Annotated in this window: 17 protein-coding genes; 11 read left to right on the top strand and 6 right to left on the bottom strand. The window is 72.3% G+C overall.

Annotated features, from left to right (window positions below; translation table 11 throughout):
• Positions 1 to 460: 460 nt before the first annotated feature.
• Positions 461 to 2,011 carry an amino acid permease gene (locus tag ACFQ0P_RS07260; protein ID WP_204977900.1) on the bottom strand — a complete coding sequence of 517 codons (1,551 nt, stop codon included), beginning with the start codon at positions 2,009 to 2,011 and terminating at the stop codon, positions 461 to 463.
• A 164-nt stretch (positions 2,012 to 2,175) separates the two neighbouring features.
• Between ACFQ0P_RS07260 and ACFQ0P_RS07265 the strand changes: the two genes are divergently transcribed.
• From ACFQ0P_RS07265 to ACFQ0P_RS07285, 5 genes are all read left to right on the top strand, one after another.
• Positions 2,176 to 3,531, top strand: a complete 1,356-nt coding sequence (locus ACFQ0P_RS07265; protein ID WP_204977901.1) for a glutamine synthetase family protein — start codon at positions 2,176 to 2,178, stop codon at positions 3,529 to 3,531.
• Positions 3,518 to 4,300 carry a gamma-glutamyl-gamma-aminobutyrate hydrolase family protein gene (locus tag ACFQ0P_RS07270; RefSeq protein ID WP_378771773.1) on the top strand — a complete coding sequence of 261 codons (783 nt, stop codon included), beginning with the start codon at positions 3,518 to 3,520 and terminating at the stop codon, positions 4,298 to 4,300. The genes ACFQ0P_RS07265 and ACFQ0P_RS07270 overlap by 14 nt, the downstream gene beginning before the upstream one ends.
• Entirely contained in the window at positions 4,297 to 5,661 is a 1,365-nt protein-coding gene (locus tag ACFQ0P_RS07275) for an aldehyde dehydrogenase family protein (RefSeq protein WP_204977902.1), read from the top strand. The genes ACFQ0P_RS07270 and ACFQ0P_RS07275 overlap by 4 nt, the downstream gene beginning before the upstream one ends.
• Before the next feature lie 115 nt (positions 5,662 to 5,776).
• A complete protein-coding gene (locus ACFQ0P_RS07280) occupies positions 5,777 to 6,550 on the top strand; it encodes a 3-oxoacyl-ACP reductase (RefSeq protein WP_204977903.1) in 774 nt (257 codons plus the stop codon).
• Between the two features lie 112 nt (positions 6,551 to 6,662).
• Entirely contained in the window at positions 6,663 to 7,379 is a 717-nt protein-coding gene (locus ACFQ0P_RS07285; RefSeq protein WP_204981306.1) for a FadR/GntR family transcriptional regulator, read from the top strand.
• Between the two features lie 79 nt (positions 7,380 to 7,458).
• Here the strand turns inward: ACFQ0P_RS07285 and ACFQ0P_RS07290 are convergent, their stop codons facing one another.
• A complete protein-coding gene (locus ACFQ0P_RS07290; protein WP_204977904.1) occupies positions 7,459 to 7,755 on the bottom strand; it encodes a hypothetical protein in 297 nt (98 codons plus the stop codon).
• Positions 7,756 to 7,795: 40 nt separating this feature from the next.
• On the opposite strand from ACFQ0P_RS07290, the gene ACFQ0P_RS07295 reads away from it, so the two are divergent.
• The gene (locus tag ACFQ0P_RS07295; protein WP_204977906.1) at positions 7,796 to 8,197 is read left to right on the top strand and encodes a dehydrogenase; all 402 of its coding nucleotides are present in this window, start codon (positions 7,796 to 7,798) and stop codon (positions 8,195 to 8,197) included.
• A 124-nt stretch (positions 8,198 to 8,321) separates the two neighbouring features.
• A complete protein-coding gene (locus tag ACFQ0P_RS07300; protein WP_204977908.1) occupies positions 8,322 to 8,693 on the top strand; it encodes a hypothetical protein in 372 nt (123 codons plus the stop codon).
• Positions 8,694 to 8,699: 6 nt separating this feature from the next.
• Here the strand turns inward: ACFQ0P_RS07300 and radA are convergent, their stop codons facing one another.
• Positions 8,700 to 10,070, bottom strand: a complete 1,371-nt coding sequence (radA, locus tag ACFQ0P_RS07305) for a DNA repair protein RadA (protein WP_204977910.1) — start codon at positions 10,068 to 10,070, stop codon at positions 8,700 to 8,702.
• A gap of 58 nt (positions 10,071 to 10,128) precedes the next feature.
• Between radA and ACFQ0P_RS07310 the strand changes: the two genes are divergently transcribed.
• Positions 10,129 to 10,584: an SRPBCC domain-containing protein gene (locus ACFQ0P_RS07310; RefSeq protein WP_204977912.1), complete on the top strand. Its 456-nt coding sequence runs from the start codon at positions 10,129 to 10,131 to the stop codon at positions 10,582 to 10,584.
• A gap of 109 nt (positions 10,585 to 10,693) precedes the next feature.
• On the opposite strand, the gene ACFQ0P_RS07315 is transcribed toward ACFQ0P_RS07310, so the two are convergent.
• The 3 genes from ACFQ0P_RS07315 to ACFQ0P_RS07325 are packed head-to-tail and all read right to left on the bottom strand — an operon-like array spanning position 10,694 to position 13,735.
• A complete protein-coding gene (locus ACFQ0P_RS07315; protein WP_204977914.1) occupies positions 10,694 to 11,644 on the bottom strand; it encodes an L-lactate dehydrogenase in 951 nt (316 codons plus the stop codon).
• Positions 11,645 to 11,692: 48 nt separating this feature from the next.
• Positions 11,693 to 12,277 (bottom strand): hypothetical protein, encoded by a 585-nt coding sequence (locus tag ACFQ0P_RS07320; protein WP_204977916.1) that lies wholly within the window; start codon positions 12,275 to 12,277, stop codon positions 11,693 to 11,695.
• A 45-nt stretch (positions 12,278 to 12,322) separates the two neighbouring features.
• Positions 12,323 to 13,735 carry an MFS transporter gene (locus tag ACFQ0P_RS07325; protein WP_204977918.1) on the bottom strand — a complete coding sequence of 471 codons (1,413 nt, stop codon included), beginning with the start codon at positions 13,733 to 13,735 and terminating at the stop codon, positions 12,323 to 12,325.
• A 168-nt stretch (positions 13,736 to 13,903) separates the two neighbouring features.
• On the opposite strand from ACFQ0P_RS07325, the gene ACFQ0P_RS07330 reads away from it, so the two are divergent.
• The 3 genes from ACFQ0P_RS07330 to ACFQ0P_RS07340 all read left to right on the top strand — a co-directional run bounded on the left by ACFQ0P_RS07330 (position 13,904) and on the right by ACFQ0P_RS07340 (position 25,536).
• Entirely contained in the window at positions 13,904 to 14,737 is an 834-nt protein-coding gene (locus ACFQ0P_RS07330; protein WP_204977919.1) for a class II glutamine amidotransferase, read from the top strand.
• Positions 14,738 to 14,947: 210 nt separating this feature from the next.
• Positions 14,948 to 21,793 (top strand): DUF6603 domain-containing protein, encoded by a 6,846-nt coding sequence (locus ACFQ0P_RS07335; protein ID WP_204977920.1) that lies wholly within the window; start codon positions 14,948 to 14,950, stop codon positions 21,791 to 21,793.
• Positions 21,793 to 25,536: a hypothetical protein gene (locus ACFQ0P_RS07340; protein WP_204977921.1), complete on the top strand. Its 3,744-nt coding sequence runs from the start codon at positions 21,793 to 21,795 to the stop codon at positions 25,534 to 25,536. The genes ACFQ0P_RS07335 and ACFQ0P_RS07340 overlap by 1 nt, the downstream gene beginning before the upstream one ends.
• Positions 25,537 to 25,612: the final 76 nt, after the last annotated feature.

The raw sequence follows: 25,612 nt of genomic DNA on the forward strand, positions 1-25,612 counted from the left end.
TGCCATCGTCGGTGTGAGAACTGCGCCCCCAAGGCGCGATCTGCGACGATGATACGAGAGGGCGCTGGGGACACCACTCTCTGAGGTGCTGGGGACACCTCGCGTACAACGTTACGTGGGCAGGTTCGTCGTGTCTGTCCCCACTTCGGAGGACAAAATGCGCAGTTTTGGGGGTTTCCGGCGGGAATTGTCCCCCAAATGGCGGACAGGCCCTCTCCGTGCTCAGGGGGCGTACCCTGGAATCAAGCTTCTGGCGTGTGCTCGGCGGCTGTCCCCCAGCAGCGTTCTCGATCCCCCAACCGAGTGACCGGGCCCCTGGGAGCCATAGGCCTCCTCGAGTCGGCGTCTGCATCGCGACGCGAGGGGGCCGCTCGACGCCGGGGCCCGGACGATCGAGCGGGGCGGCGCGAGCGCAAGGCCGGAGCGTCCCCCCGGACCGCTCCGACCCCGCCCGGTCCTGCTACTGCGGCTTCTCCCCGCCGAAGACCTCGGACTCCATGGCGTCGTAGCCCTCGGCCTGCGGGTCGCCGTGCTTGCCGCCCGAGAGGGCGTACTCCTCTTCGGGTGACAGCACCAGGCGGTGGCGGAAGAAGAGGGCGAACCCGACGAGGATGACGACGTACACGATCGCGATCGCGATGATGGCAGGCTGGAACGCCTCGTTGAGGAGGAAGCCCACGAAGATGAGCGCCGAGATGGCGGCCGCGATGATCGCACCGGGGACACCCCAGGGGCTGCGGTACGGACGCGCGACGTCGGGGAACTTCCGCCGCAGGATGACGTACGACACCATCTGCAGGAAGTAGGCCAGCACGGCCCCCCACACGGCGATGTTGAGCACGATCGCGCCGGCGACGGCACCCGCGCCCTCGTTGAGCGCCGCGATCGTGTCGAGGGCGAGCAGGGCGACGAAGCCGATCACCGCTCCCACCACGAGGGCCACCCACGGCGTCTGGCGCTTGCCGGTGAGCGAGAGGAAGCGCGGGTAGTACCCGGCGCGGGAGAGGGAGTACATGTTGCGCCCGTAGGCGAACATGATCCCCTGCAGCGAGGCGAGGAGACCGACGAGCGCGAAGAGCGCGAGCACTGCGGCAGCGCCGTCACCCACGATGGCGCGGAAGCCGTCGAGGAGTGGTTCGGAGGCGACTCCCGTCGCCTCCGCGCCGAGGACTCCGGTGTTGAGGAAGAGGACGAGGAGCCCCGTGACGATGAGCGTCGCGCGGGCCCAGAGGCCGGCACGAGGGATGTCGCGCACGGGATTGTGCGACTCCTCCGCCGCGAGCGGCAGCTCCTCGATGCCGAGGAAGAACCACATGGCGAACGGCAGCGCGAAGAGGATCGGGAGCACACCGTGGGGCAGGAACTCCGTCTGGCCCGGATCGGGCGCCATGTCCCACAGGTTCGCCCACTGGAACGCGCCGGAGAAGACGGCCATCGCGGAGAAGACGAGGATGATGCCGATCGAGATGATCGACACGACGATCGCGAACTTGAACGAGATGTTCGCGCCGGCGGCGTTCAGGGCGATGAACACGAGGTAGAGGATGATCCACCACACCCACGCCGGCAGAGACACGCCCAGCAGCTCGGCGGTGATGGCGTCGGCGTACGAAGCCGAGAAGTAGACGATCACCGCGGTCGTCGCGACGTACTCGATCGTCTCGGCCGCGCCGGTGACCAGGCCGCCCCACGGCCCCATCGCCGATCGTGCGAAGGAGTAGGCGCCTCCGGTGTGCGGCATCGCGGACGACATCTCGCCGATCGAGAAGATCAGGCCGTAGTACATGACGACGAGGATCGCGAAGGCGATCAGCATCCCTCCGAACCCGGCGAAGTCGATGCCGAAGTTCCAGCCCGAGAAGTCTCCCGAGATGACGGCGGCGACCGCGAGGCCCCACAGGCCCCACACTCCGGCGGACCTCTTGAGCGTCCGCTTCTGGAAGTACTCCTGACCGGCTCGGGTATAGGTCGCTCCTGCGACCTTCGCGGAGCCATCGCTCGACTGTGACATCGGTCCTCCGTGCGCTCGGGTGGGACGCGGGGGGTGCGTCTTGCGGATGATTGTGGCGCTTATTGGTGGGGTGTGTCTACCTTTGGGTGAGAATTGCTCGTTACAGTGGAGCGGGGCGCGGCCGGTGGGGTCGCGCCCGTGACGCGGGTCGGAAGGGTGCACGCATGCCGGGGAACCTCACGTACGCCGAGTTGGATGCCGCGATCGCGGCGGGCGAGATCGACACCGTGATCGTGGCCTTCGCCGACGCGCAGGGGCGCCTCGTCGGCAAGCGCGTCTCGGCGCGCCTGTTCCAGGAGGAGGTGCGCGATCACGGCGCCGAGGCCTGCAACTACCTGCTCTCGGTCGACGTCGACATGAACACGGTCGACGGGTACGCGATGTCGAGCTGGGAGAAGGGGTACGGCGACATGATGCTCCTGACCGACCCCGCGACCCTTCGCCGGGTGCCGTGGGTGCCCGGCAGCGCGCTCGTGATGGCCGACCTCGGCTGGGAGAACGGCGACCCCGTCGTGCAGTCGCCGCGCGACATCCTGAAGCGTCAGCGTGCCCGGCTCGCCGAACGCGGCCTCCTCGCCTACTCCGGCACCGAGCTGGAGTTCATCGTCTTCGACGACTCGTACCGGGATGCCTGGGCCAAGGGCTATCGCGACCTCACACCGTCGACCGACTACAACGTCGACTACGACCTGCTCGCGTCGGGACGCATCGAGCCGCTGCTGCGCGACATCCGCCTGAGCATGGACCGTGCCGGGCTGTACACCGAGGGCGTCAAGGGCGAATGCAACCTCGGACAGCAGGAGATCGCGTTCCGCTACGCCGAAGTGCTCGAGACCGCCGACCAGCACACGATCTACAAGAGCGGCGCGAAGTCCATCGCCGACGCGCACGGCAAGTCGATCACGTTCATGGCGAAGTTCAACGAGCGCGAGGGCAACAGCTGCCACATCCACCTGTCCGTGCGCGGGGAGGACGGGAGCGCCGTGATGGCCGGCGACGACGCGCACGGCTTCAGCCCGTTCATGGAGCACTGGATCGCCGGCATCCTCGCGACGCTGCGCGAGTTCACCCTGCTGTACGCCCCGACCATCAATTCGTACAAGCGCTACGCCCAGGGCTCGTTCGCGCCGACAGGAGTCGCATGGGGAATCGACAACCGCACGTGCGCGCTGCGCGTGGTCGGACACGGGCCGTCGCTGCGCGTCGAGAACCGCGTGCCCGGCGGCGACGTCAACCCCTACCTCGGCATCGCCGCGATCATCGCGGGCGGCCTGCACGGTGTCGAGAACGAGCTCCCGCTGCCTTCGGCGCTCACCGGCAACGCCTACGCGGCCGGGGTCGACCATCTGCCGACGACGCTGCGCGAGGCCGCGCTGCTGTTCGACCGGTCGGCGATCGCCCGCGCGGCCTTCGGCGACGACATGGTCGACCACTATCTGAATCAGGCGCGCATCGAGGTCGAGGCCTTCGACGCCGCCGTGACCGACTGGGAGAGGGTGCGGGGCTTTGAGCGGCTCTGACGTCGCGAGGGTGCGGCCGGTGATCGGCCTCACGACGTACCTCGAGCAGGCGAAGCAGGGGGTGTGGGACGTCCGGGCGGCGTTCCTCCCGCAGCAGTACTTCGACGCGGTCACCGCCTCGGGCGGGATCGCCGTCCTGCTGCCGCCGCAGCCGGAGCCGGATGCCGCGGCCCCCGCTGTGCTCGACGGCATCGACGGACTCATCCTCACGGGCGGCCTCGACGTGCAGCCCGAGCTCTACGGCGCCGAGCGCCACCCGCTCACCGACCCGGCGCGGCCGGACCGCGACGCGTGGGAGCTGGCCCTGTTCCGCGGCGCGGAGGAGCGACGGATGCCGGTGCTCGCGATCTGCCGCGGGCTCCAGCTCGTGAACGTGGCGAAGGGGGGCACCCTCCACCAGCATCTGCCCGAGGCGCTCGGCACCGAGCGCTACCGCATCGGCGGCGGCGTGTTCGCGACCAACGAGGTGACCGTCGACGCCGATTCGCGGCTCGCCGGACTCGTCGGCGCCGGGTCACTGGATGTCCACAGCTATCACCACCAGGGCGTGGACCGGCTCGGCGAAGGACTCGTGGTGACCGCGCGCGCCGACGACGGCCTCGTGCAGGCGTTCGAGTCCGACGGCGACCACTACCTCGTCGGTGTGCAGTGGCACCCGGAGGAGAACGCCGAGGACCGGCGGCTGTTCGCCGGACTGGTGGCCGAGGCATCCACCTTCCGCGCCGCCTCCGCGTCCGTCGCCTCCGAGGGAAAGGCCGTGCCCGCATGAGCGGAACGTTCACGCTCGTCGATCCGGCGACCGGACAGGGCTTCCGCGAGGTGCCGCGCGCCACCGCGGACGAGGTGGATGCGGCCATCGCCCGGGCCGTCGAGGTGCAGCGGCGCTGGGCGGCCGACGCGCCCGTCGCGCGCGCCGACGCCCTGCGCCGGTTCGCCCAGGTGGTCGAGGAGCACGTCGAGGAGCTCGCACGGCTCGAGGTGCGCAACTCGGGGCATCCGATCGAGTCGGCGCGGTGGGAGGCCCGGCACGTCGCCCAGGTGCTCCACTACTACTCCGGAGCGCCCGAGCGGCTGAGCGGTCAGCAGATCCCGGTGGCCGGCGGGCTCGACGTCACCTTCCACGAGCCGTACGGCGTGGTCGGGATCATCGTGCCCTGGAACTTCCCGATGACGATCGCGTCGTGGGGATTCGCTCCCGCGCTCGCCGCGGGAAACGCGGTGGTGCTGAAGCCGGCGGAGCTCACGCCCCTCACCGCTGTCCGTCTCGGCGAGCTCGCCGAGGAGGCGGGCCTGCCCGAAGGGCTGTTCACGGTCATCACCGGGTCGGGCTCGGTCGTCGGCCGGCGGTTTGTGGAGCATCCCGACGTGCGGAAGGTCGTGTTCACCGGATCGACCGAGGTCGGCGTCGAGGTCGCGGCCGGATGCGCGCGCGGCCTGAAGCCCGTCACGCTCGAGCTCGGGGGGAAGAGCGCGAACGTCGTGTTCGAGGACGCCGACCTCGAGAAGGCTGCCGCGTCGGCACCCGGAGCGGTGTTCGACAACGCCGGGCAGGACTGCTGCGCACGCAGCCGCATCCTCGTGCAGCGCTCGGTGTACGACCGGTTCCTCGAGCTGCTCGAACCCGCCGTGCGGGACTGGGCGGTGGGGGATCCGTCGCTCGAGTCCACGCAGATGGGGCCGCTCATCTCGGCCGCGCACCGCGACACCGTCGCCGGCTTCCTCGAGGGGGCGGACGTCGCCTTCCGGGGCTCGGCTCCCGACGGGCCCGGGTTCTGGTTCGCGCCGACCGTGGTGCTCGCCGGCCGCGGGGACCGCCTCGCCCAGGAGGAGGTGTTCGGTCCCGTGGTGGCCGTGCTGCCGTTCGAGGACGAGGCCGACGGCATCGCGCTGGCCAACGACACGATCTACGGGCTGGCCGGGTCGATCTGGACCGAGAACCTCGGCCGAGCCGTGCGTGTGTCGAGGGCGGTCAAGAGCGGCGTGCTGTCGGTCAATTCGCACTCCTCCGTGCGCTACTGGACCCCGTTCGGCGGCATGAAGGCCTCAGGCCTCGGCCGTGAGCTCGGACCCGACGCCGCCGAGCACTTCACCGAAACCAAGAACGTCTTCTTCGCCACGGACGCGTCATGAGCGGCATCCGCCCCTCGGCCGTGTCCCGATCCCACACCCCCGTGTCTCACAAGCCGCGGGTCGAGCGACCCTCGACCCGCCTGCCTCGTTACATGCACCAGGAAGGAACCCCGACATGGACCTGACCCACCGACTCCAGGACCGCGTCGCGATCATCACCGGCGGTGCGTCCGGCATCGGACTCGCCACCGCCCGCAGGTTCGCCGCGGAGGGGGCGCGGGTCGTGATCGCCGACCTCGACCCCGTCAGCGGCGAAGCCGCCGCGACCGACGTGGGCGGGGTCTTCCGTCACGTGAACGTGGCGGACGAGGCATCCGTCGACGCGCTCTTCGACGGTGTCGCGGCCGACCTGGGCGGCGTCGACATCGCCTTCAACAACGCCGGGATCTCGCCCGCCGACGACGACTCGATCGAGACCACCGAACTGCCGGCGTGGGATCGCGTGCAGGACGTGAACCTCAAGAGCGTCTACCTCTGCTCGCGAGCCGCCCTGCGCCACATGGTGCCGGCGGGCAATGGGTCGATCATCAACACGGCCTCGTTCGTCGCGCTGCTCGGCTCGGCCACGTCGCAGATCTCGTATACCGCGTCGAAGGGTGGCGTGCTCGCGATGACCCGCGAGCTCGGCGTCCAGTTCGCGCGGCAGGGGATCCGCGTGAACGCCCTCTGCCCCGGACCCGTCAACACGCCGCTGCTGCGGGAGCTCTTCGCGAAGGACCCCGAGCGCGCGCAGCGCCGGCTCGTCCACGTGCCGATGGGACGCTTCGCCGAGCCCGAGGAGCTGGCCGCCGCGGTGGCGTTCCTCGCGTCGGACGACGCGTCGTTCATCACGGCGACCGCCTTCGTCGTCGACGGCGGCATCACCAACGCCTACGTGACGCCCCTCTGACCATGGCGGCGTGCACGATGTCGGCGATCCGGCGGCGAATCGGCCGTGGACCGGTCGATCGCGCGAGTTCGGGTGCGGATCGCCGACATCCTGCACGCAGGGCGGTGAGGTCGTGACCGAGGCGTCGCTGCGGGGGGTGCGCCGGGCGGTCTACCGGCCGGTTCGCGAGGGGAACGCCCTCGAGGACACGGTCGCCCGCCTCGTGCAGACCATCAGGCTCGGCGTCGTCGCACCGGGGGAGTCGCTGCCGCCCGAGCGCGAGCTCGCCGCGCTGTACGCGGTCAGCCGCGACACGGTGCGCGAGGCGATCCGCGAACTCGCCGACACCGGCTACCTCGTGCGCCGGCGCGGGAGGTACGGCGGGACCTTCGTCGCCGACCCGCTGCCGCAGCCGCCGCATCCGGGCGAGGTCGACCCGGCCGAGCTCGACGATGTCCTCGGGCTGCGCCGCGTGCTCGAGGCGGGTGCGGCGAGGGCGGCGGCTTCGCGGACCCTCGATCCCGCCCAGCGTGATGAGCTCTGGGCGAGGTACGAAGCGGTGGCGGAGGCATCCGAACCCGAGTACCGACGGCTCGACACGCTGCTGCACCTCGCGATCACCGAGGTGGCCGGCATCCCGTCCCTCGTGGCCCTGGCGGCCGAGAACCGTGCCCAGGTGAACGCGTGGCTCGACACGTTCCCGCTCCTGCCCCGCAACATCGAGCACTCCAACGCCCAGCACGAGCAGATCGTCACCGCGATCCTGGCGGGGCGGGCGGATGCCGCGGAGGCGGCGATCCTCGACCACCTGGCCGGGTCGGAGGCCCTGCTGCGCGGCTTCCTCCTCTGAGGTCGCCTGGATCGGCCTCGGCAGGTGCGGCCCTGCCCGGTGTGGTTCGGGCAGGCTCGGGTGGTTCGGTGGGCGCGGGTCAGCTCAGGGGCCCGACGACGAGCAGGGTGACGAGGAAGGCGGCGTAGACGCCCAGGGCCGACCAGGCGAGGCCGCCCACGAGCTTCTCGCGCCAGCGGAGGGCGAACCCCGCGCCCGCGAGCGCGAGCAGCACCCACACGAGGGAATGCCCGAAGCGCAGGATCACCCAGCCGATCCCCTCGGCGCGCGCCGTCTCGGCCGGAACGATGAAGAAGTACACGACCGCGACGGCCAGAGCGATGCCGGCGCCGATCCAGCCGACGGAGGTGCGATGGGCGAGCATCCACTTCTTCATGCGTCCTTCTTAGCGCGGGCCCGCCGTCTACGCTGGGACGATGGCCGGGAAGAAGCGCGCGAAGACGGAGCTGGAGTTTCGCAACACGCAGCTCAGCGACGCCCTGCAGACGCAGGACATGGCCGCCGTCGCCTTCGCGCTGCGGCACGGCCCGACCGTGGTGCCGCTGATGCGCCCCGGTCAACGCGACAACCCGCTCGATGTGGGCGAGGTATGGACGTACAAGGACCCTCGCACGGGCGACATCGCGCTGCTGCTGTTCAGCGATGCCGCGCATAAGCCCGAGACGCTGCCGCCCGGGGTCGCGCTGCAGTCCCCCGCTTGGCTGCGGTCGTTCCTGGGCACTCATCAGGAGGAGATCACCACGGTCTTCTTCGACATCGCCGGCCCGCACCCGCTGCAGGCTTCGCCCGCCGACCTGATCGCCGCCCTCGACGCGTGAGTTCTCGTCGGCGATGCTCGGCGTTCGCAGATTCAGCCGAGTCCCGCACGTTCGCGTCATATTTCTGAGATTCTCGCGAGATTCTGCGAACGCGGGCCGAGCCGAGGCGGGCTACGCTCGGGCCATGCGCCGACTCCTCGCTGCCGTCGGGCTCGCCGGCGCGGCCGTCGGGTTGGCGGGGTGCGTTCCGACCGCGGGACCTCTCGCGGTGCAGCCGCCCGCGGAGGCGTGGCACGACGCGCTCCTCACGGGGACGCTGCACATCGATGAGGACTGCGTGTGGGTCGAGACCCCCGACGCCACCTACGTGCCGGTGTTCCCGGTCGGTGAAGCACGGATGGAGGCCGGCAACCTCGTCTACGGCCGCGTCTGGACGGACGGCGAGACGATCGAGATCGGCGGCGGCGAGACGCGGACGCAGGGACAGGGCTGGTACGTCCCGGATGGATGTCCGGACGCGCTGTTCTGGGGAGCGGCTCCGCCGCCGCAGGCCTGAGCGGCGTCAGAACTCGGGGATGTCGTCGCCGCGGCCGGGGCGCACCCGCGTGCGGACGTCATTGAGCGCACCGCGGAGCGTGCCCGACCGGTTGTCGATCACGTCGCTGTAGCCGAGGCGCGCCGCTTCGGTGCGCCTCTGAGCTGCCTGGGTGACCGGGCGGACCTCGCCCGCGAGGCTCAGCTCGCCGACCGCGGCCAGCGTCTTCGGCGACGCCTGGTTCGTGACGGCGCCCGCCACGGCCACGGCGATCGCGAGATCGGCGGCCGGCTCGGTGAAGCGCACCCCGCCGACGGTCGAGACGTAGACGTCTTTGTCGCTGGTCTTGATGCCGCCGCGCTTCTCGAGAACGGCGAGCACCATCGCCACCCGCGCGGCGTCGACGCCGTTCACGATGCGCCGGGGATTGGGGCTCGTGGCCGTGATGGTCAGCGCCTGCACCTCGACCGGCATCGCTCGTTTGCCCTCGAGGGCGATCGCGACGCACGTCCCCGGCTCGGGGGACCCGTGGCCGAGGAACAGCGCGCTGGGATCGGGCACCTCGGCGATGCCGGCACCGGTCATGTCGAAGCATCCGACCTCGTCGGTGGGCCCGAAGCGGTTCTTGAGTGCCCGCACGAAGCGCAGCGAGGTCTGGCGATCGCCCTCGAAGTGGCACACGACGTCGACGAGGTGCTCGAGGATGCGCGGACCGGCGATCGATCCGTCCTTCGTGACGTGCCCGACGATGATGACGGGGAGTCCGCGCTCCTTCGCGACGCGGATGAGCGTCGATGCGACCTCGCGGACCTGTGACGGATGCCCCGCCATGCCCTCGGACAGCGACGAGGCGACGGTCTGCACCGAGTCGACGATCAGCAGGTCGGGCCGCACCTCGTCGACGTGCCCGAGGATCGTCGCCAGGTCGGTCTCGCTCGCCAGGTAGAGCTCGTCGTGGAGTGCGCCGGTGCGCTCGGCGCGAAGTCGCACCTGCGCGGTGGACTCCTCGGCGCTCGCGTACAGCACGCGCCGGCCGGACTTGGCCGACTGCGCCGCCACCTCGAGCAGCAGCGTCGACTTGCCGACGCCGGGTTCGCCCGAAAGAAGGATCGCGGCGCCCGGCACGACGCCGCCGCCGAGCACGCGGTCGAACTCGCCGACCCCGCTCGTGCGGCGCGGGGCGTCGGTCGTGTCGATGGTCGTGATGGGGCGTGCCGCGCGACCCGCGCCGGGGGAGATCGGCGTGACCGTGCGCACGATGCCGGTGGATTCGGATGCCTCGACCACCGTGCCCCACTGCTGGCACTCGCCGCACCGGCCGACCCACTTGATCGTCGTCCACCCGCACTCGGTGCACCGGTAGGGAGCAGTCTGCGCGGGTCGTCGGGTGGCGGCCATGGGATCAGCGTACGGCGGGGTCGCGACATCGCCCCGCGGCGCGGCGTAGCCTGTCGGCATGCGGGTGGATGCGGCATCCCGATTCGTCGCGGCGGACCAGGACGACGTCTTCCGGGCGTTCGTCGACCCGGCCCGCCTGCTCGCGTGGCTGCCGCCGGAAGGGATGACCGGTCGGTTCGAGTGGTTCGATCCCGGCGCGGGATACCGCATGGTGCTGCACTACCTCGAGGCGCCGCGCGGCGGCGGCAAGGCGGCGGCGGACGAGGATGTCTCGGTGGTCCGTCGTGTGCGCGTGGATGCTCCCGAGCTGATCGTCGAGGAGGTCGACTTCCCCTCCGAGGACCCCGCCTACGCGGGCACGATGACCCTGACGTGGACGTTCACCGAGGGAGACGGCGGCACGTACGTCGACGTGGCGGCGACCGATGTGCCCGAGGGGATCGACCCCGCCGACCACGCCGTGGGTCTCGCATCGTCGCTCGCGAACCTCGCGCGCCTCGTCGAAGGCGGGTAGGGGGCGGGGTGGCGGCATCCGCCGTGAGCAGGCCACTTCTGTGCGAGACCGACCGCGAATCACTGACCGCCTCGCACGAAAGTGTGCCTCTCGCGCGCTGCCCGGCGCGTCAGCGGAGCGAGTCGGCGACGTCGCGGAGCGCGGCGGCCGAGCGGTGGAGGAGCTCGAGCTCGTTCGGGGCGAACTGCGTCTCGCGGATCGGCACTGCCCCCGCCGCGCTCACCACGGACGGCACCGACAGCGCGACGCCGTCGACGCCGTGGAAGTCGCGCAGCACCGGCGAGACCGGCATGACGGCGCGCTCGTCGCCCAGGATCGCCTCGATGATGCGGGCGCTGGAGAGCCCGATCGCATAGTTCGTCGCTCCCTTGCCCTGGATCACCTTGTAGGCGGCGTCCCGGACGTCGACGGCGATCTGGTCGAGTTCGGCGGTCGTCATGCGGTCCCCGGCCGGCGTCACCCACTCGAGGATCGGCACGGTGCCGATCGTCGCCTTCGACCACAGCGGGAACTCGGTGTCGCCGTGCTCGCCCACGATGTACGCGTGGACGCTCGAGGTCGACACTCCGGCGCGCTGGGCGAGCTTCCACCGCAGGCGCGACGTGTCGAGCACCGTGCCGGACGCGAAGATTCGCTCGGGCGGCAGGCCGGACTCCTCCTGCGCGAGCACCGTGAGCACGTCGCACGGGTTCGTGACGATGACGTAGATCGCGTCGGGTGCCACGCTCAGCAGCTCCGGCATCATCTTCTTCATGATCCCGGCGTTCACGCCGGCGAGCTCGATGCGCGTCTGGCCGGGGTTCTGCTTGGCGCCCGCCGTGATCACCACCACGTGCGAGCCCTCCACCACCGACAGATCGCTGCCGCCGATGATGTCGCTCGTGCCGGTGAACTGGGTGCCGTGCGCGAGGTCGAGCACCTCGGCCTCGACCTTCGCGGTCGCGATGTCGTACAGGGCGACGTGGCGCGCCGATCCGCGGATGAGCGCGGCGTAGGCGGCGCTCGATCCGACGCTGCCCGCGCCGACGATGGTGACTTTCGAGTTCTCGATGACGGCCATGCGGCCAGTCTGGCAGTGAGCGGATGCTGCGAGCCAGCCGCGAGCGCGTCAGTACGGGAGCACGTTGAGCGGTGTCATGGCGCCCACGGCGATCTCGACGGACGTCGAGGCTCCGCCGGACATCTCATACACGTAGGTGCCGGTGACGCTCTGCCCCTCGTCGAGCGTTCCGCTCGGCGGCGCGGGGTCCACCGCGAGGTCGGGCGACGGCTCGCCGCTCGTGGTCTGCGAACCGCCGAGCGCGACCTCCACCTCCGACGCCTCGGCGGCTCCGCCGGCGGAGCGCGTGATCGTCACGGTGACCGTCATGTACACGTTGCCCGCGGCCGGTTCGGCGCCGGGATTCGCTGCGGTGACGGCCTCGGTCGCATCCCTCTCGACGGCGTCGACGGTCACGGTGAAGCACTCGACGACGATCTCGTCTCCGAGCGCGAAGGGGTCGTCGACGGCGCCGGTGGGCGCGTCAGCAAGCGGGTCAGGGCAGACCTCGGCGGGCTCGGACGGGACGGCTTCGCTCGACTCGGGCTCAGCCGCTTCGGGTTCGGCGGGTGCGGTCGTGCCGCATCCCGACGTGAAGAGCGCAACCCCCAGCAGCAGCGCGACGCCGAGCCGCCATGGGCGACGGCGATTCATGCGCACATCTTGGCACCGGGTGTCCCGTAGCGGAAGAGCCGCCGGTCAATCGGCGTCGTGCGCCGTATCGCGGGCGGGATTGCGGATGCCGAGGAACGAGGCGACCCCGCCGACGATCATCAGGGCGGCGGTGACGATCGCGGCCCGGTGGAAGCCGTCGAGGTCGAGCGTGCCGCCCACGATGGTCGCCACGAGCGCGATCGCGATGAGCCCGGCGACGCGCGCGACCGCGTTGTTGACCGCGGAGGCGATGCCGGAGCGCTCGGGACCGATCGCCCCCAGGATCGCCGAGGTCAGCGGTGCCACCGTGAGGGCGAGACCGAGCCCCATCACGATCATGCTCGGCAGCACCTGCCACCAGTAGGAGAAGTCCGTGCCCACGGTGAGCAGGAGCAGCGCGCCGATCCCCATCGTGATCGGGCCGACCGTCATGAAGAAGCGCGGACCGAAGCGGCCGCTGAGCCCGCCCACACGTGAGCTGAGGAGGATCAGGAGCACCGTCGTGGGAAGGCTCGCCAGCCCGGCGAGGGTCGCGGAGAGACCGGCTCCCTCCTGCAGGTAGACCACGACCACCATTCCGTTGAGCGCCAGGGCGCCGTAGATGAACGCGGTCGCGACGTTGCCCGTCCAGAAGTTGCGCACGCGGAACAGGTCGAGCGGGAGGATCGGGCTGCGCACGGTGCGCTGGCGCACGATGAAGAGGACGAAGAGCACCGCGCCGAGCACCATCGGAAGCCAGATCGCGGGCGACGACCAGCCCAGGTTGGGCTGCTCGATCAGCGCGAAGACCATTCCGCCGAGGCCGAGCGTGCACAGCGCGGCGCCCAGCCAGTCGATCGAGGCATCCGGGCGTCGCGTGTCGCGGAAGTCGCCGCGCGCGAGCAGGGCGAGCGTCACGCCGATGGGGACGACGTTGATGAGGAACGCGAGGCGCCAGCTCGCGAGGTCGACCAGGAGCCCGCCGATCAGAGGGCCGACGATCATCGCCGACGTCGTCATCGCCGTCCAGATGCCGATCGCGCGGCTCTGCGCCGCCCCGGCGAAGTTCGACGTGATGAGGGCGAGCGAGCTCGGGACGAGGAAGGCGCCCGCAGCGCCCTGCACGGCGCGCGCGACGATGAGGAACTCGGCCGTCGGCGCGGCGGCGATGGCGAGGGATGCCACGCCGAACCCGATGAGCCCGATGCGCAGCACGAGCACCCGGCCGTACGCGTCGCTCACGGAGCCGGCGACCAGGATCAGCGCACCCAGCGTGATCAGGTACGCGTCGACCACCCACTGCTGCGTCGTGATGCCGCCGCCGAGCTCGTCGCTGATGGCCGGCAGCGCGACGTTGACGATGGTGCCGTCGAGGAAGGCCACGAACGACGCCAGAACGGCGATCCACAGCACCAACCGCTGGGTGGTCGTGGCGGACCCGGCCGGCTTCGCGGCGCTCGCGGGCGGCTGCTCTGTCATGGCCCCACGCTATGCCCGATCGGCGACACCAGGGCGTTGTCTTCCGTCCGCTGTGCACGACGCGCCCCCGCCGTATGCTGAGTCCGCACGCCGCCGTGAGGAGGTGGATGCCTCGTGCCGAGGCATCCTCCCGTCCGCCGGGGCGCCCGCCGAGCTCAGGGAGTCGCGATGTGCCGATGGCTGGCCTACACGGGCGAGGCGCTGGCGCCCTCGACCCTGATCCTCGACGCGCAGCACTCGGTCGTGGCGATGTCGCTGAACTCGCCGCTGGGCGCCGAGACGGTCAACGGCGATGGATTCGGCCTGGGCTGGTATCCGGATGCCGCGCCCGGCGCGGAGCCGGCGGTGTTCCGGTCGATCGAGCCCGCGTGGCACGACCAGAACCTCCGTGAGATCAGCCGAGCCGTACGCTCGCCGCTGTTCTTCGCGCACGTGCGTGCCGCCGCGGGACCGCCGATCCAGCAGACCAACTGCCACCCCTTCCGCCACGACCGCTGGCTGTTCATGCACAACGGTTCGATCTCGGGCTTCGGCACCTACAAGCGCGACCTGGTGCTCGACGTCGACCCGTCGCTCTATCCCTTCATCCAGGGGACGACCGACTCGGAGGTGCTGTTCCACCTCGCCCTCACCCACGGGCTGATGGACGACCCGGTCGCCGGCGTCGGCGCGGCGATCCGGCGCGTCGAGCAGGTGGGCCGCGACGCGGGCGTCCCGTTCCCGATGCAGGGGACGATCGCCGTTTCGGACGGCTCCACGCTGTGGGCGTTCCGCTACTCGACGCAGGGCCGCTCGCGCACGCTGTTCCACTCGGCCGACGTCCCCGCGCTGCGGGAGATGTATCCGGATGCCGCGCGCCTCGAGGCCTTCGGAGACCGCGCGCAGGTGGTGGTGTCCGAGCCGCTCAACGACCTCCCCGGCGTCTTCCTCGAGGTGCCCGAGTCCACCGTCGCCGTCCTCGACCCGGACGGGTACCACCACCGGGAGTTCCTCGCGGCCTGACGTCCCGCGGCATCCCGCCCCATCGGCCGACCCTCTTGCGCATGCCGCGCGCCGGGAGGATGATGTGGCTCGCATCGCAGCGGGGGTTCCGCCGCGCGGGGCTCACCGCCCGTCGGCGTATGGAGTTGCGACCGTTCCACGGAAGTGCCACACAACGAGCGAGCCTGCGGGCGTCGCTTCTTTCGGTGATCCATCCTGCGGAAGGGCGCCATGAGCCTCTGGGATACGCTGTCCGGCGCGGGCGGCGGTGCGGATCGACTGCGACCGCTGCTCGAGCAGATGACCGACGCGGTCACGACCTCGACCGAGACCGACGAGTTCGGCACGTGGGACGTCACCTCGGTGACGCAGAGCGTGACGAGCATCCCCGGCCTCGACCTCGCGACCGGCGGCCTCGGCGGGAGCGGCTCGGTGCTGCAGCTGCGCGACCCCGACGTCACCGTCGCGGTCGGCGAGCTGCAGGCCCCCGCTTCGGGCTGGCGCGTCGTGATCACGGCGCCCCTCGCCGCCATCCGGGTGCCGGGCCTCGTCGGCGCGCAGCTCGACGCGCAGGGACAGCTGATCCCCGACCCCGCCTTCCCCGAGGTGACCTTCGTCGTGCCGCAGCTGCGGGTGCGGGTCATGCAGCTGGCCGGGGAGGCCGTCGCGGTGAAGCTCCTGTCGTCGGCGACGAGCTCCGGCGGCGGCACCGAGGACATCTACGAGTTCGTGCGGATGGAGCCGCCGTACGCCCTGATCGGGCCCGGCTCCACCGTGGGGTTCGCCTACCGCACCGCCGTGCTCGATCTGTCGGGCGAGGCTGCTCCGTCGGGCCTGCCGCCCGAGGCGCGCGTGCAGCCCGCCGCCTGGCAGGGCCTCTTCCTGCCGGAGGTGCGCCTGTTCGTCTCGCCGTCCGGGCTCGAGGGCGTGGCGGTCAGCGCGGGAGTGCGCAACCTCTGGATCGGCGTCGGCGAGCACCAGGGGGTCACCGGCATCTTCGAGGCCGAGGTCGTCAACCGCGGCGGCTCGCCGCGCATCCTCGTGAGCTTCCGCGGTGCCGGAGGTCGCTACATCCCCGATCCCGGAGCCGGTACGGCGCTGCTGCCCGAGACGTCGGAGATCGTCGTCGACACCGAGGGCGGCATCGCCCCCGTCGACATCTCGATCACGGTCGGCTCGGGAAGCGCCGTCACCGACGACCGGGCACCCGTCACGACGCCGGCGACGGGCACCGTGACCATCACGGTCACGGCCGACGACGGCGGACCGGCGCCGGCGGTGGTGCGCACCATCACCGCGGCGCGCGACACGGCGCCCACCGGCGGCGCGGGCGCGAGCGGATCGACGACCGAGGTGCGTCCGACGCAGCGCGGCACGCACGTCATCGTCAAGGACGGCGAGACCGCGACGCACGTGACCGTGCGCCTCGAGCCGCGGCGCTCGGTCGCCTGGACGTGGAGCGGCGGCAGCTCGACCGGGGAGACGCTCACCGTGCCGGTCGCCGCGGGCGCCCCGGTGTCGGTCACGGCGACGATTCCGGCGGGGGTGGCGCAGACGGCGGGATGCTGGTTCCACTTCGATCGCCCGACCGCGGGCCAGCTCCCGCCGGCGCCCGTGCCCGCTCCCGTGCCGCCGCTGACGCCCGAGGAGCAGGCGCGCGAGGATGCGCGGCTGGCCTGGGCGGACAGCAACGCCGACATGCGCGACCGGCCCGCGTCCGGGCGGGCGACGAGCGCCGCCGGGGGCTCCGCGTTCGAGACGGCGATGGCCGCGCGCGTCGCGCAGGTCGGGGCGGGGCAGCTCATCACGGTCGACGGCTACGCCTCGCACGAGGATCCCGGCTCGACCGCACAGGACAGTCACAATCTCGCGCTGTCACGCCGCCGGATGGAGGCGGCGATCCGAGCCCTCCGCAACGCGGGCTTCACCAACGTGCAGGCGGGCACTCCTCACGGCTCGGGATTCGCGAACTCGACCGCGACCATCCCCGGGCTCATGGACGGCGTCACGCCGCGCCCGGCGCGGGGCGCCTCGTACTGGTGGCTCGCCGTCGCGCGCTGGCAGCCGATGCCGGCGACCGAGGAGATCTGCCGCGCCGAGATCACCCGCACGGCGCTGCCGCCGGCGCCCCGCACCGATCCGCGGCCGCCGCAGGCGCAGCGTCCGGACTGCTTCCGCAAGATCGGCGTGCGCGTCGAGATCGTGCGGGACACGCTCGTCCGCGCGGAGATCTACGGCGAGTTCGACATCGAGACGGCCGTCGAGTCCTCGCTCGCACGACGCGGGGAGAGCCCGCTGCGATCGGGCGCGCGCAACGCCGCCGACGGGATCTGCCTCTTCCTGGTGCGGCTGCGCCTCAGCGAGAATCGTGCCGCGTGGGACATCACGGCCGAGTTCCGCGCCGCCGAGCAGGACCTCGACGGTCTCGCGATCATGACCGAGGGCGATGCGAACGCCGACGCCCTCAATGTGCTGGGGGCGCTCGCCGTCATGGCACCTCTCACCTCGAGCGCCGTCGAGCTCTCGCCCGCCGCGGGAGCGATCGTGGCCCTCGGCAGTGTCGCGCTCGGCGCGAGCGACGTGCTCCACACCCACGAGCTGATGCTGCGCGGCGGCGAACTCGTCGTCTCGAGCGGCGTCCTCGGTCCCGACGGGATCACCGCGGCCTCCGATCGCGGCGTGCAGATCAGCATCCTGCTCGATCTGGAGATCGCCTTCAGCTTCGATCTGGAACTCGTGCGCGTCGACCCGGCGAAGCCGATCAAGGCGCGCTACAAGGCGATCGGCGTGCGCTCGGAGTGGGGGACGGGGTCCGCGCCCGGCGGCGTGGAGTACGTGCCGCTGCCGGTGTTCGACCCGAGCCGGGGCTATTCGCTCGACGTCCCGGCCGGAGCGCTCACGGCGACCCCGCCCCTCGACGAGATCCTGCGCATCCTCGGCTTCCGGGTGAGCCGCGACAATCCGACCTATCTCGAGGTCGAGGTGGGGCTCGGCGTCGACCTCGGCATCGTCAGCGTCGATGCCGTGCGCGTCCGGGTGCGCCTCGACGGCCCGCCCCTCGACCTGCAGATCACGAAGCTGCGCGCGAGCATCGAGATCCCCGGGACCCTGCACGGGTCGGGGTCGCTCGAGTTCACCGAGTTCGGCTTCCGCGGCGCGTTCGACCTCACCGTCACGCCGGTCAACATCCGCGTGGGCGCGGTGCTGGCCGTCGAGCGCGACCCCGCCCGTGGGGTGACGGGCGTGCTGGTCGGTGGTCGCGTCGAGTTCCCGGTGCCGATCCTGCTGGGCAACTCGGGTCTCGGCATCTACGGCTTCATGGGCGGCGTGGGCGTGAACTACCGCCGCGACGAGTCGCCGTTCGCCGGGTCGCTCACTCCGGCGCTCGACTGGGTGATGGCCCAGTACCCGCGCACCGGGCAGGTGATGGCGCCCGAGGGCTGGCGGCTCGAGCCCGGCGCCTTCGCGTTCGCGGCGGGGATCGCCGTGGGCACGGTCGACGGCGGCTTCACCGTGCACCTCGACGGCATCGTGCTCATCGAGCTGCCCGGCCCGCGCCTGCTCCTGATCATGAAGGCCGACGTCCTGAGCCTGCCGCCGGTGTTCGGCAGCAATCAGACGGCGACCTTCCTCGCGGTGCTCGACATCGACTTCGGGGCGGGCAAGATCCTCATCGGCATCGTCGCGGCCTACGAGATCGAGAGCATCCTCACGGTGCGCGTGCCCGTCACGGCCAGCTTCGAGACCGCGAACCCCGAGAACTGGTTCGTCGATCTCGGCCGCTACCCCGAGGCCGAGCGCGTCACGGTCGCGGTGCTCGACGTCATCCGCGGCAGCGGCTACCTGATGGTGCACGGCAACGGCATCACGCTCGCCACCGATCCGGTCCTGTCGGTCCCGTCGGGGTTCGCCGTGGCGACGGGCTTCCACCTGCAGGCCGTGCTCATGGGCAGCAAGTCGATCGGCCTCTACCTGGAGGTCGCGGCGGGGTTCGACGCGATCCTCGGCCTCGACCCCTTCTACCTCGCCGGGCTGATCTACGTGCGCGGCGAGCTGCGGCTGTGGATCGTCGGGATCTCCGCCAGCGCCACGCTCGAGGTCCAGGTCGGCACGCGTGCGAACCCCGACGGCACGATCACGCAGGAGCCGTACGTGCACGGCGAGGTGTGCGGCAGCGTCGACTTCTTCTTCTTCTCGGTGAAGGGATGCGTCAGCCTCACGATCGGCGCGCCGCCTACTCCGACTCCGAAGCCCCGCGACCTCGTCGCCGGGGTCTCGATCATCGCGCGGACCCCGGCCAAGATCGAGGGCTCGGGCGCCGGCGAGGTCATCGACGGCAAGCTGGGGGATGCCGCGCGCGCGGGCACGAGCGAGCCCGTCCCGGTCGTGCCGATCGACGCGATCCCGCTCATCGCCTTCCACACCGCGCCGCAGATGAACGGGGGTCCGGGCGGCACCGAGGTCGAGATCCTCGGCGAGCCTCCGGTCAACCTCCCCGCGGGCGGGCCGAACTTCTGGACCCGCGTCGGCGACCGCTGGTGGCGATACCGCGTGAACGCGATCACGCTCACCGGCGGCATCGGGCCGGGCGACGCGCCGAGCACGTGGATCGCGCCGCTCGCCACGACCGGTCCGCACGCCGGGCCGACGCTGGCCCTCCTCGACTGGCTTCCGACGGCCACGCCGACCGCCGTCCCGTACGGCGAGAACCTCGTCGAGACGGTCCGCCACCAGTGGGGCAGCGTGTGCTCGCAGGGCGCGCCGCCCGCCCGCGTTTTGTGGACGTTCCACGACAGTCCCGACGGACCGAGCGACGACGGGTGGCGCCTCACGGGTGCCCCGTGGCCGGATCCGCCCGGCACCGTGCGCACGCAGGCCGCCGACGTGCGGGTGCGCGTCATCGAGCTGTGGCGCATCCGTCCCCGCGTCGATCTCGCTCAGGGAACCTCCCCGGCGGTCGTGATCGGCGATCAGGTGCTCTGCTTCGATCCCGCCGCCGACCCGGTCGACCCGCGCGATCCCTTCGGACGGTGGGACGGGCTTCCCCCGACGACCTTCAGCTCCGGCGCGTTCGCCAGCGGCGTCTCGCTCACGGAGGCGGCCGAGTACCTGAGCGACGGCGGGTCGCTCCACGACCTCGGCGCGGTCGCCCAGCGCACCGGTTGGGAGGCGCAACCGCCCGCGCCCGTCGCCGACGGACGCCGCGCGGCGACGGGCCGGCAGCCGAAGGGGGGATGCCGCGGCGCGGTGCTCCGCGCGCCGTCGCGCGACCTCGACCAGCCCGCCCCCTGGGGCACCGAGGACGAGCAGATCCTCGTGAAGACGGCGTGGGAGCAGGAGGGATTCCGGCCCCACGAACTGGGCGACGCGGTCGCCTTCGTGCGCGACGACGACACCTTCGTCGCCTTCGCGGTGCTGCTGCTCGTCGACGAGCGGGGCCTCAACGACGGCGTCGTCCTCCGGTGCGAGAGCGCCGACGGCACGGCGCTCGACGAGCGGCCGGTGAGGGGCTCGGACATGCTCGGCGGCGGTCAGCGGCTCCCGGACGAGTGGGTCGAGCCGGACGGGCCGTGGGCGGACCCGGTGTGGCGCGCGGGCGTCATCGCCGCGCGGCTGCGCTGGGCCGGGCGGCAGCTGCTGCCGGCGTTCGTTCCGCTGAAGGACGTGCCCGACGGCACGGCGCGTATCGTCATCGGGCGTCGGCGGGACGGGCAGGGGAAGTTCAGCGACCCGTTCGTGGTCGTCGCCGCGACCGGCGCGTTCGCCAGTGAGCGGGAGCGCTACGAGTGGGACGAGCTCACGATCGACCGCGACCGCACGGCGCTGTCCAACGCCCTCTCGAAGGGCGCGGACGACGTCGCGCTGCTGAACCCCGGCACCGACTACACGCTCGCCGTCACGTGGGAGGCCACGAGCAAGGAGGGCGAGGGGCAGCCGGGCACGGGGGACGAGGGAGACGGCTGGGCGCCCGTCGCGACGCCGCAGACGTTCGCGTTCCGCACCGCCGGCACTGCGCCGATCGACCTGGATCCCTGGATCACGAGCACCTCGCCGAGCATGGACGAAGTCGGGGTCTTCACGCGCGAGAAGGTGAAGATCGTCTTCGCGACGCAGCGGGTGACGGGACTCTTCGACGCGTACGGCCGGGAGCTTCGGGTGACGGTGCGCGCGGCATCCGGAGACCATCCCGCACCTCCCGGAGGCGGCTCCCCGGCGGACGGCGTGATCCTCCCGGTCGATCCCGACGGCGTCCTCGCGACGCTCGAGAGCGCGGCGGGCGTGCTGAAGCCGTGGCACACGGCCGTGCTGGAGGTGATCGGCGAGGACGGCCTGGCCTGCGTGAACGTCGACGTCGACGCCGAGAACGTGTACACGACGACGCTCGAGTACGACTTCGAGCCGCTGACCGACTACCTCGTCGACGTCCACAGCGTCGTGAAGGGCACGGGCGCGGATCCGATCCTCGTGCACCGCGTGGGGTTCACGACCTCGCGCTTCCGCGACACCGCCGACCTCGCAGCGCTCACCTCGGGTGCCGTCGTCGAGCACCGCGCCGTCGCCGACTTCTCGGCGATCACCGCGCTCGCCGACCAGCCGACCGGCGCCGCCGTCGACGACGCACTGCAGCGCGCGGGTCTCGACGTCGAGCCGGTGCCGGACTGGCCGCGCACGCGGGTGCTGTGGAGCACGGATGCCACGCCTCAGCCGCTCGCGGTGATCGTCGAGGGCAGCGAGCCGCTCTGGCGCACGCGAACCGTGCCGACCTGGGTGGCCGCGCCGCCCGATGCTCCGGACCCGAGCCACGGGTATTGGGCCGGGCGTCCCGGCGAGTGGCTCGTGCTGCGCGCCGACGCCACGCCGCCGGCGGCCGGCGACCTGCCCCGCGCGACGGTGCAGCGCATCATCCGCGGACCGGGCGGCACGCGGGCCATCGCGATCCTCGGGCCTTCGGCGCGCGGGTGCGAGGCGCGCTTCGCGCTGGTGCACCGCGACGTGATGCCCACGACCACGACCGAGACCGCGGTGACCGCCGTGCGCGTCGATCTGCAGCGGGCGCCCTGGGAGGTGGAGGACTGATGGCACGCATCGCCGATCCGTTCCGCATGCGGGCTCAGGCCGTCGAGATCGACTGGACCCGCGTCGCACGCGAGCGTGCGCAGCTGCTGGGCCGGAAGGTCGATTGGGAGCGGCTCAAGCGCCGCTCCGGCGACGTCCGGGTCGTGTGGGCGTGCTCCGCCGAGCTCGGGGTCCCGCACGGCGCCTTCATGGTGTGGCGGCGCCCGGTCTCGCAGCGGCGCAAGCCGGAGCCGGTCGAGGCCGAGGTCGTCGGGGTCACAGGCGGGCTGCGGCTCGCGTGGGGAGGGGTGGATGCCGGACGCGTCGTGGTGCGGTGCACCCCGTCCGATCCCGCCCAGCCGGTGGGCCTCTTCCTCTACCGGCTCGGGCGCGACGGGCTCGCGGGCACGGTCGGCGCCGCCGCGCAGCGCGTCGCGGCGGGGGCGGCGGCGGAGCTCGACGTGCGGACCGGTGGGGCGACGTGGGCGGTGCTCGTCAACGGCCACTCGCCGACGGTGGCGATCACCACCCTTCACGACATCGTCAACGCCGACGACTGGGAGCCGCTCGAGCTCGTCGGGCTGCCGGTCGACGGCGGGCTCGGCGACTACGACACGAGCGATCAAGGGTGGGTCCATTCGCTCGAGCGGCCCGTCGACGCCGCCGTGCACCGCCTCACCCGCGGAGCGCCGCCCCTCGGCTGGGACGGCCTGACGCCCGCCGGGGTGCAGGCGCCGCCCTGGGAGGAGCCGGATCCGCCGTCGCTCGTCGACGAGGTCCGCGCGTTCGTGCTCCCCGCGATCGGGGACCTCTACGACCCGGCCTTGCCCGAGTTCGCGCAGATGCAGAAGGAGGCGTGGACCTCGACCACCGCACCGCACGTGGACGAGGCATCCACCTCTTCGCTCGACACGAACACGGACGTGCGCCCGTGGGCGGTCCTCGGCCTCACGGCGCAGGTCGATCCGTTCCTGAACCTGGCGACGGGCTTCGGCTCGGTCTACGCGGTCGAACCGCTCGGCGAGGACCAGATCGCCATCGGCGGCGACGAGCTGCTCATCACGGCGAAGTACGCGAACGTGCTCGCACCCGGGGAGCAGGTCGTCGAAGGTCAACCGCTCCCGGGCGGCATGGGGTCGGCGGAGTTCGCCGCCTACGCCCCGAGGGGGGCGCGACTGACCCAGGTCCCCGCGCCGGCGCAGCTCACCGCGACCCGCGCGGGGATCGTGGAGCCGCGGCAGCCCGACGAGGCGTGGGGGGAGAGCATCCGTCTGTCCTACAAGCGGGCGCTCGCCTCGGCGATGCTGGGGACCCCGACGCAGCAGGCGGCGATCGTCTCCGACGCCGGAGCCCCGGCGGCCGACCCGATCATCGAGCGACGCAGCCCGCAGGGCTGGAGAACCGTCGCGATCTCGCCGGATGCGCCGCAGGGCCAGCCCGGTTTCGACCGGGCCTCCCTCATGCATGCGCCGGCCGTCATCCCGCTCGGCAGCGGCGGGCGCTCCGTGCGCTACGGAGTGGCGGTCGCCGACGTGTTCGGGGTGTGGTCGCCCTGGCGCGACGTGGCCTACGCCGGCGCCGAGCCCGCTCCGGAGCTGCCGGCCATCGTGACGGCGAAGCTCGACACGCGCTACGCCGGCTCGACGGCCGCGCCGACGACGATCGAGGTGGATGTCGCGACCGAGTGGTCCGAGCGCCGGCCGTCGCGCATCGATGTGCGTGTCGTGTTCCATCCGGTCGCTCCGGCTCCCGGGGTGCCGCCGACGCTCGACCCGGGGGGATCGGTGCCGGCGGGCGGCTTCGCCCGCGACCTCGCGATCACCTTCGCGGGCGACACCCCCACCGGGGTCGGCTGCACCGTGATCGAGCTGAACGAGGAGGGCACCGCTCCGCTCGGCGGCGCACCCCGAGGCACCGGGGCCCGCCGCTACCGCATGACGGCGACGGTGCCGACGCTCGACTTCGCCACCGTGCGCCGGTGGGGGGCGGCCCTGTGGGGGCGCCGGCACCTGCTGGTCGGCCCGACGCCGACGCCGTTCGGCGCGCGGACCGACATCCAGGCGGCGAGCCCCGTGCCGGTGCATCCGCTTCCCCCGCCGCTGCTGCCCGACGTACCGCTCGCGAGCCTCCCCGACGCGGCGGGATGCTCGCACGCGTCGGTCTCGTGGAGCCTGCCCGCCGGGGCCGATGCCCGCACCGCCGTGGTGTGGGAGTGCGCCGAGACGGCGCTCCGCCAGACGGCGGGGCTCTCGCCGCAGGCCGATCCGGCCCTGAGCCCGTCCGAGCGCCTGGTCGCGCTGCGCGCCGCGTACGACGGGCTCACCCCGGACCGGCAGCGCGGCGTGTTCCGGCGTCTGTCCGAGGTCGACGCGGGGGCGGGCACGACCGACGTGACGCTGCCGCGCGGGTCGACCGACATCCATCTCTTCGCCGTCACGATCGTCTCGTCGACGGCGGTCGAGTCGCCGTGGCCGCAGGGGCCGGCCGGCACCGCACCCCACGAGCATCTGCGGGTGGTGATCGCCCCGCGCCTCAGCCGGCCGGAGCCGCCCGTCGTGCGCTCGGTTCCGGTCGCGGTCACCACCGGAACCGAGGTGCTGCTGAAGCTCGAGGCGGCGAGTCCGCTTCCGGTGGAGAGCTTCCGCCTGCTGCGCACGCGCAGCGATCGCGCCGCGCTGCGTGCCGACACCATGGGGCCCGCCTTCGCCGAGGCGGTCGCGCAGGTGAAGCTCGACGGCGCGACGCCGGTGCGCGACGCGGTGACCGGGCAGCTCGTCTACGAGGCCCGATGGCAGGGCGTGATGCCGCCGGCGTGGCAGCCGTGGTTCGTGCGCGCGATCGCCGTGCCGCAGGCGATCGAGCCGCAGCGCGCCGTGCGCGGGCTGCACTCCCCGGCCTCGGACGTCGTGACCGTGCTCGCCGCGCCGGACACCCCGCCCGTGCTCGAAGACCTCGCGTTCGCCGAGACCGACGCCGCCCACACCGGGCTCGTCGTCCGCACGGCGACGACTGCGCCCGTTGCGGCCGTGGACCTCGGCGATCACGTGCTGCGCGCCGTCATCACGGGGGCCGGGCCCGCGCCGGTCGAGATCGGACCGGTCTCGCTGGGGTCGCTCGTCGAGACGCCGCTCACCACCCCGCCCGGCGGACCGGCCGAACTGCAGCGCGGGGCGCGGGCAGCCGGTCGGTCGCCGCTCGCGCTGTGGTTCTCGAGAGCGGATGCCGCGGCATCCGTCACCGTCGACGTGTCGATCACCGATCCCCGCGGACGCACCACGAGCCGCACGACGACCATCCCCGGATGGGTGCCCCCGCCACCGCCGCCCGCCGCCACCCTCGATCTGATCGGGATCACCGCGCGGGCGCTCGCCGGGGTCGTGGTGGTCGTCGCCACCGACGCCGCGTCCGATCAGCCGTACCGGCTGCGGGTGGCGGCGGCGCGGCGGCGGGGGCGGACTTTCCCCGACCTGCGGCCGGTGCCGGAGCCGTTCCGTGATCCGTTCGGAGAGCCGCGGCCGTTCCCGCCCGGCCCGATCCTCCCGCTGCTGCGGGGGCTGAACGCCGAGGTCGAGCTCGCGGCGATCCCGATCGCGCCGCGCGCGCCGCTCGTCGAGGGGACGATCTCGTTCCGGCGGGTGCGGCGCGTGGGGCGGTTCATCGGATCGACCGTCGAGATCGGCGTGCCGCTCGGCGCGCCCGTCTCGGTCGTGGTGACGCTCATCGCGCCCGACGGTGCGGAGGTTTCGGTCACGGCGGAGGGCTGACGACCGAGAGGGTCCTCGCGCCGTGTCGGGCGCGGCCGCTATGCTCGGCGCCACTCGCCGAATCCGGCGCACCCCG

It is taken from the genome of Microbacterium insulae, assembly GCF_042677065.1.
Lineage (GTDB): Bacteria > Actinomycetota > Actinomycetes > Actinomycetales > Microbacteriaceae > Microbacterium > Microbacterium insulae.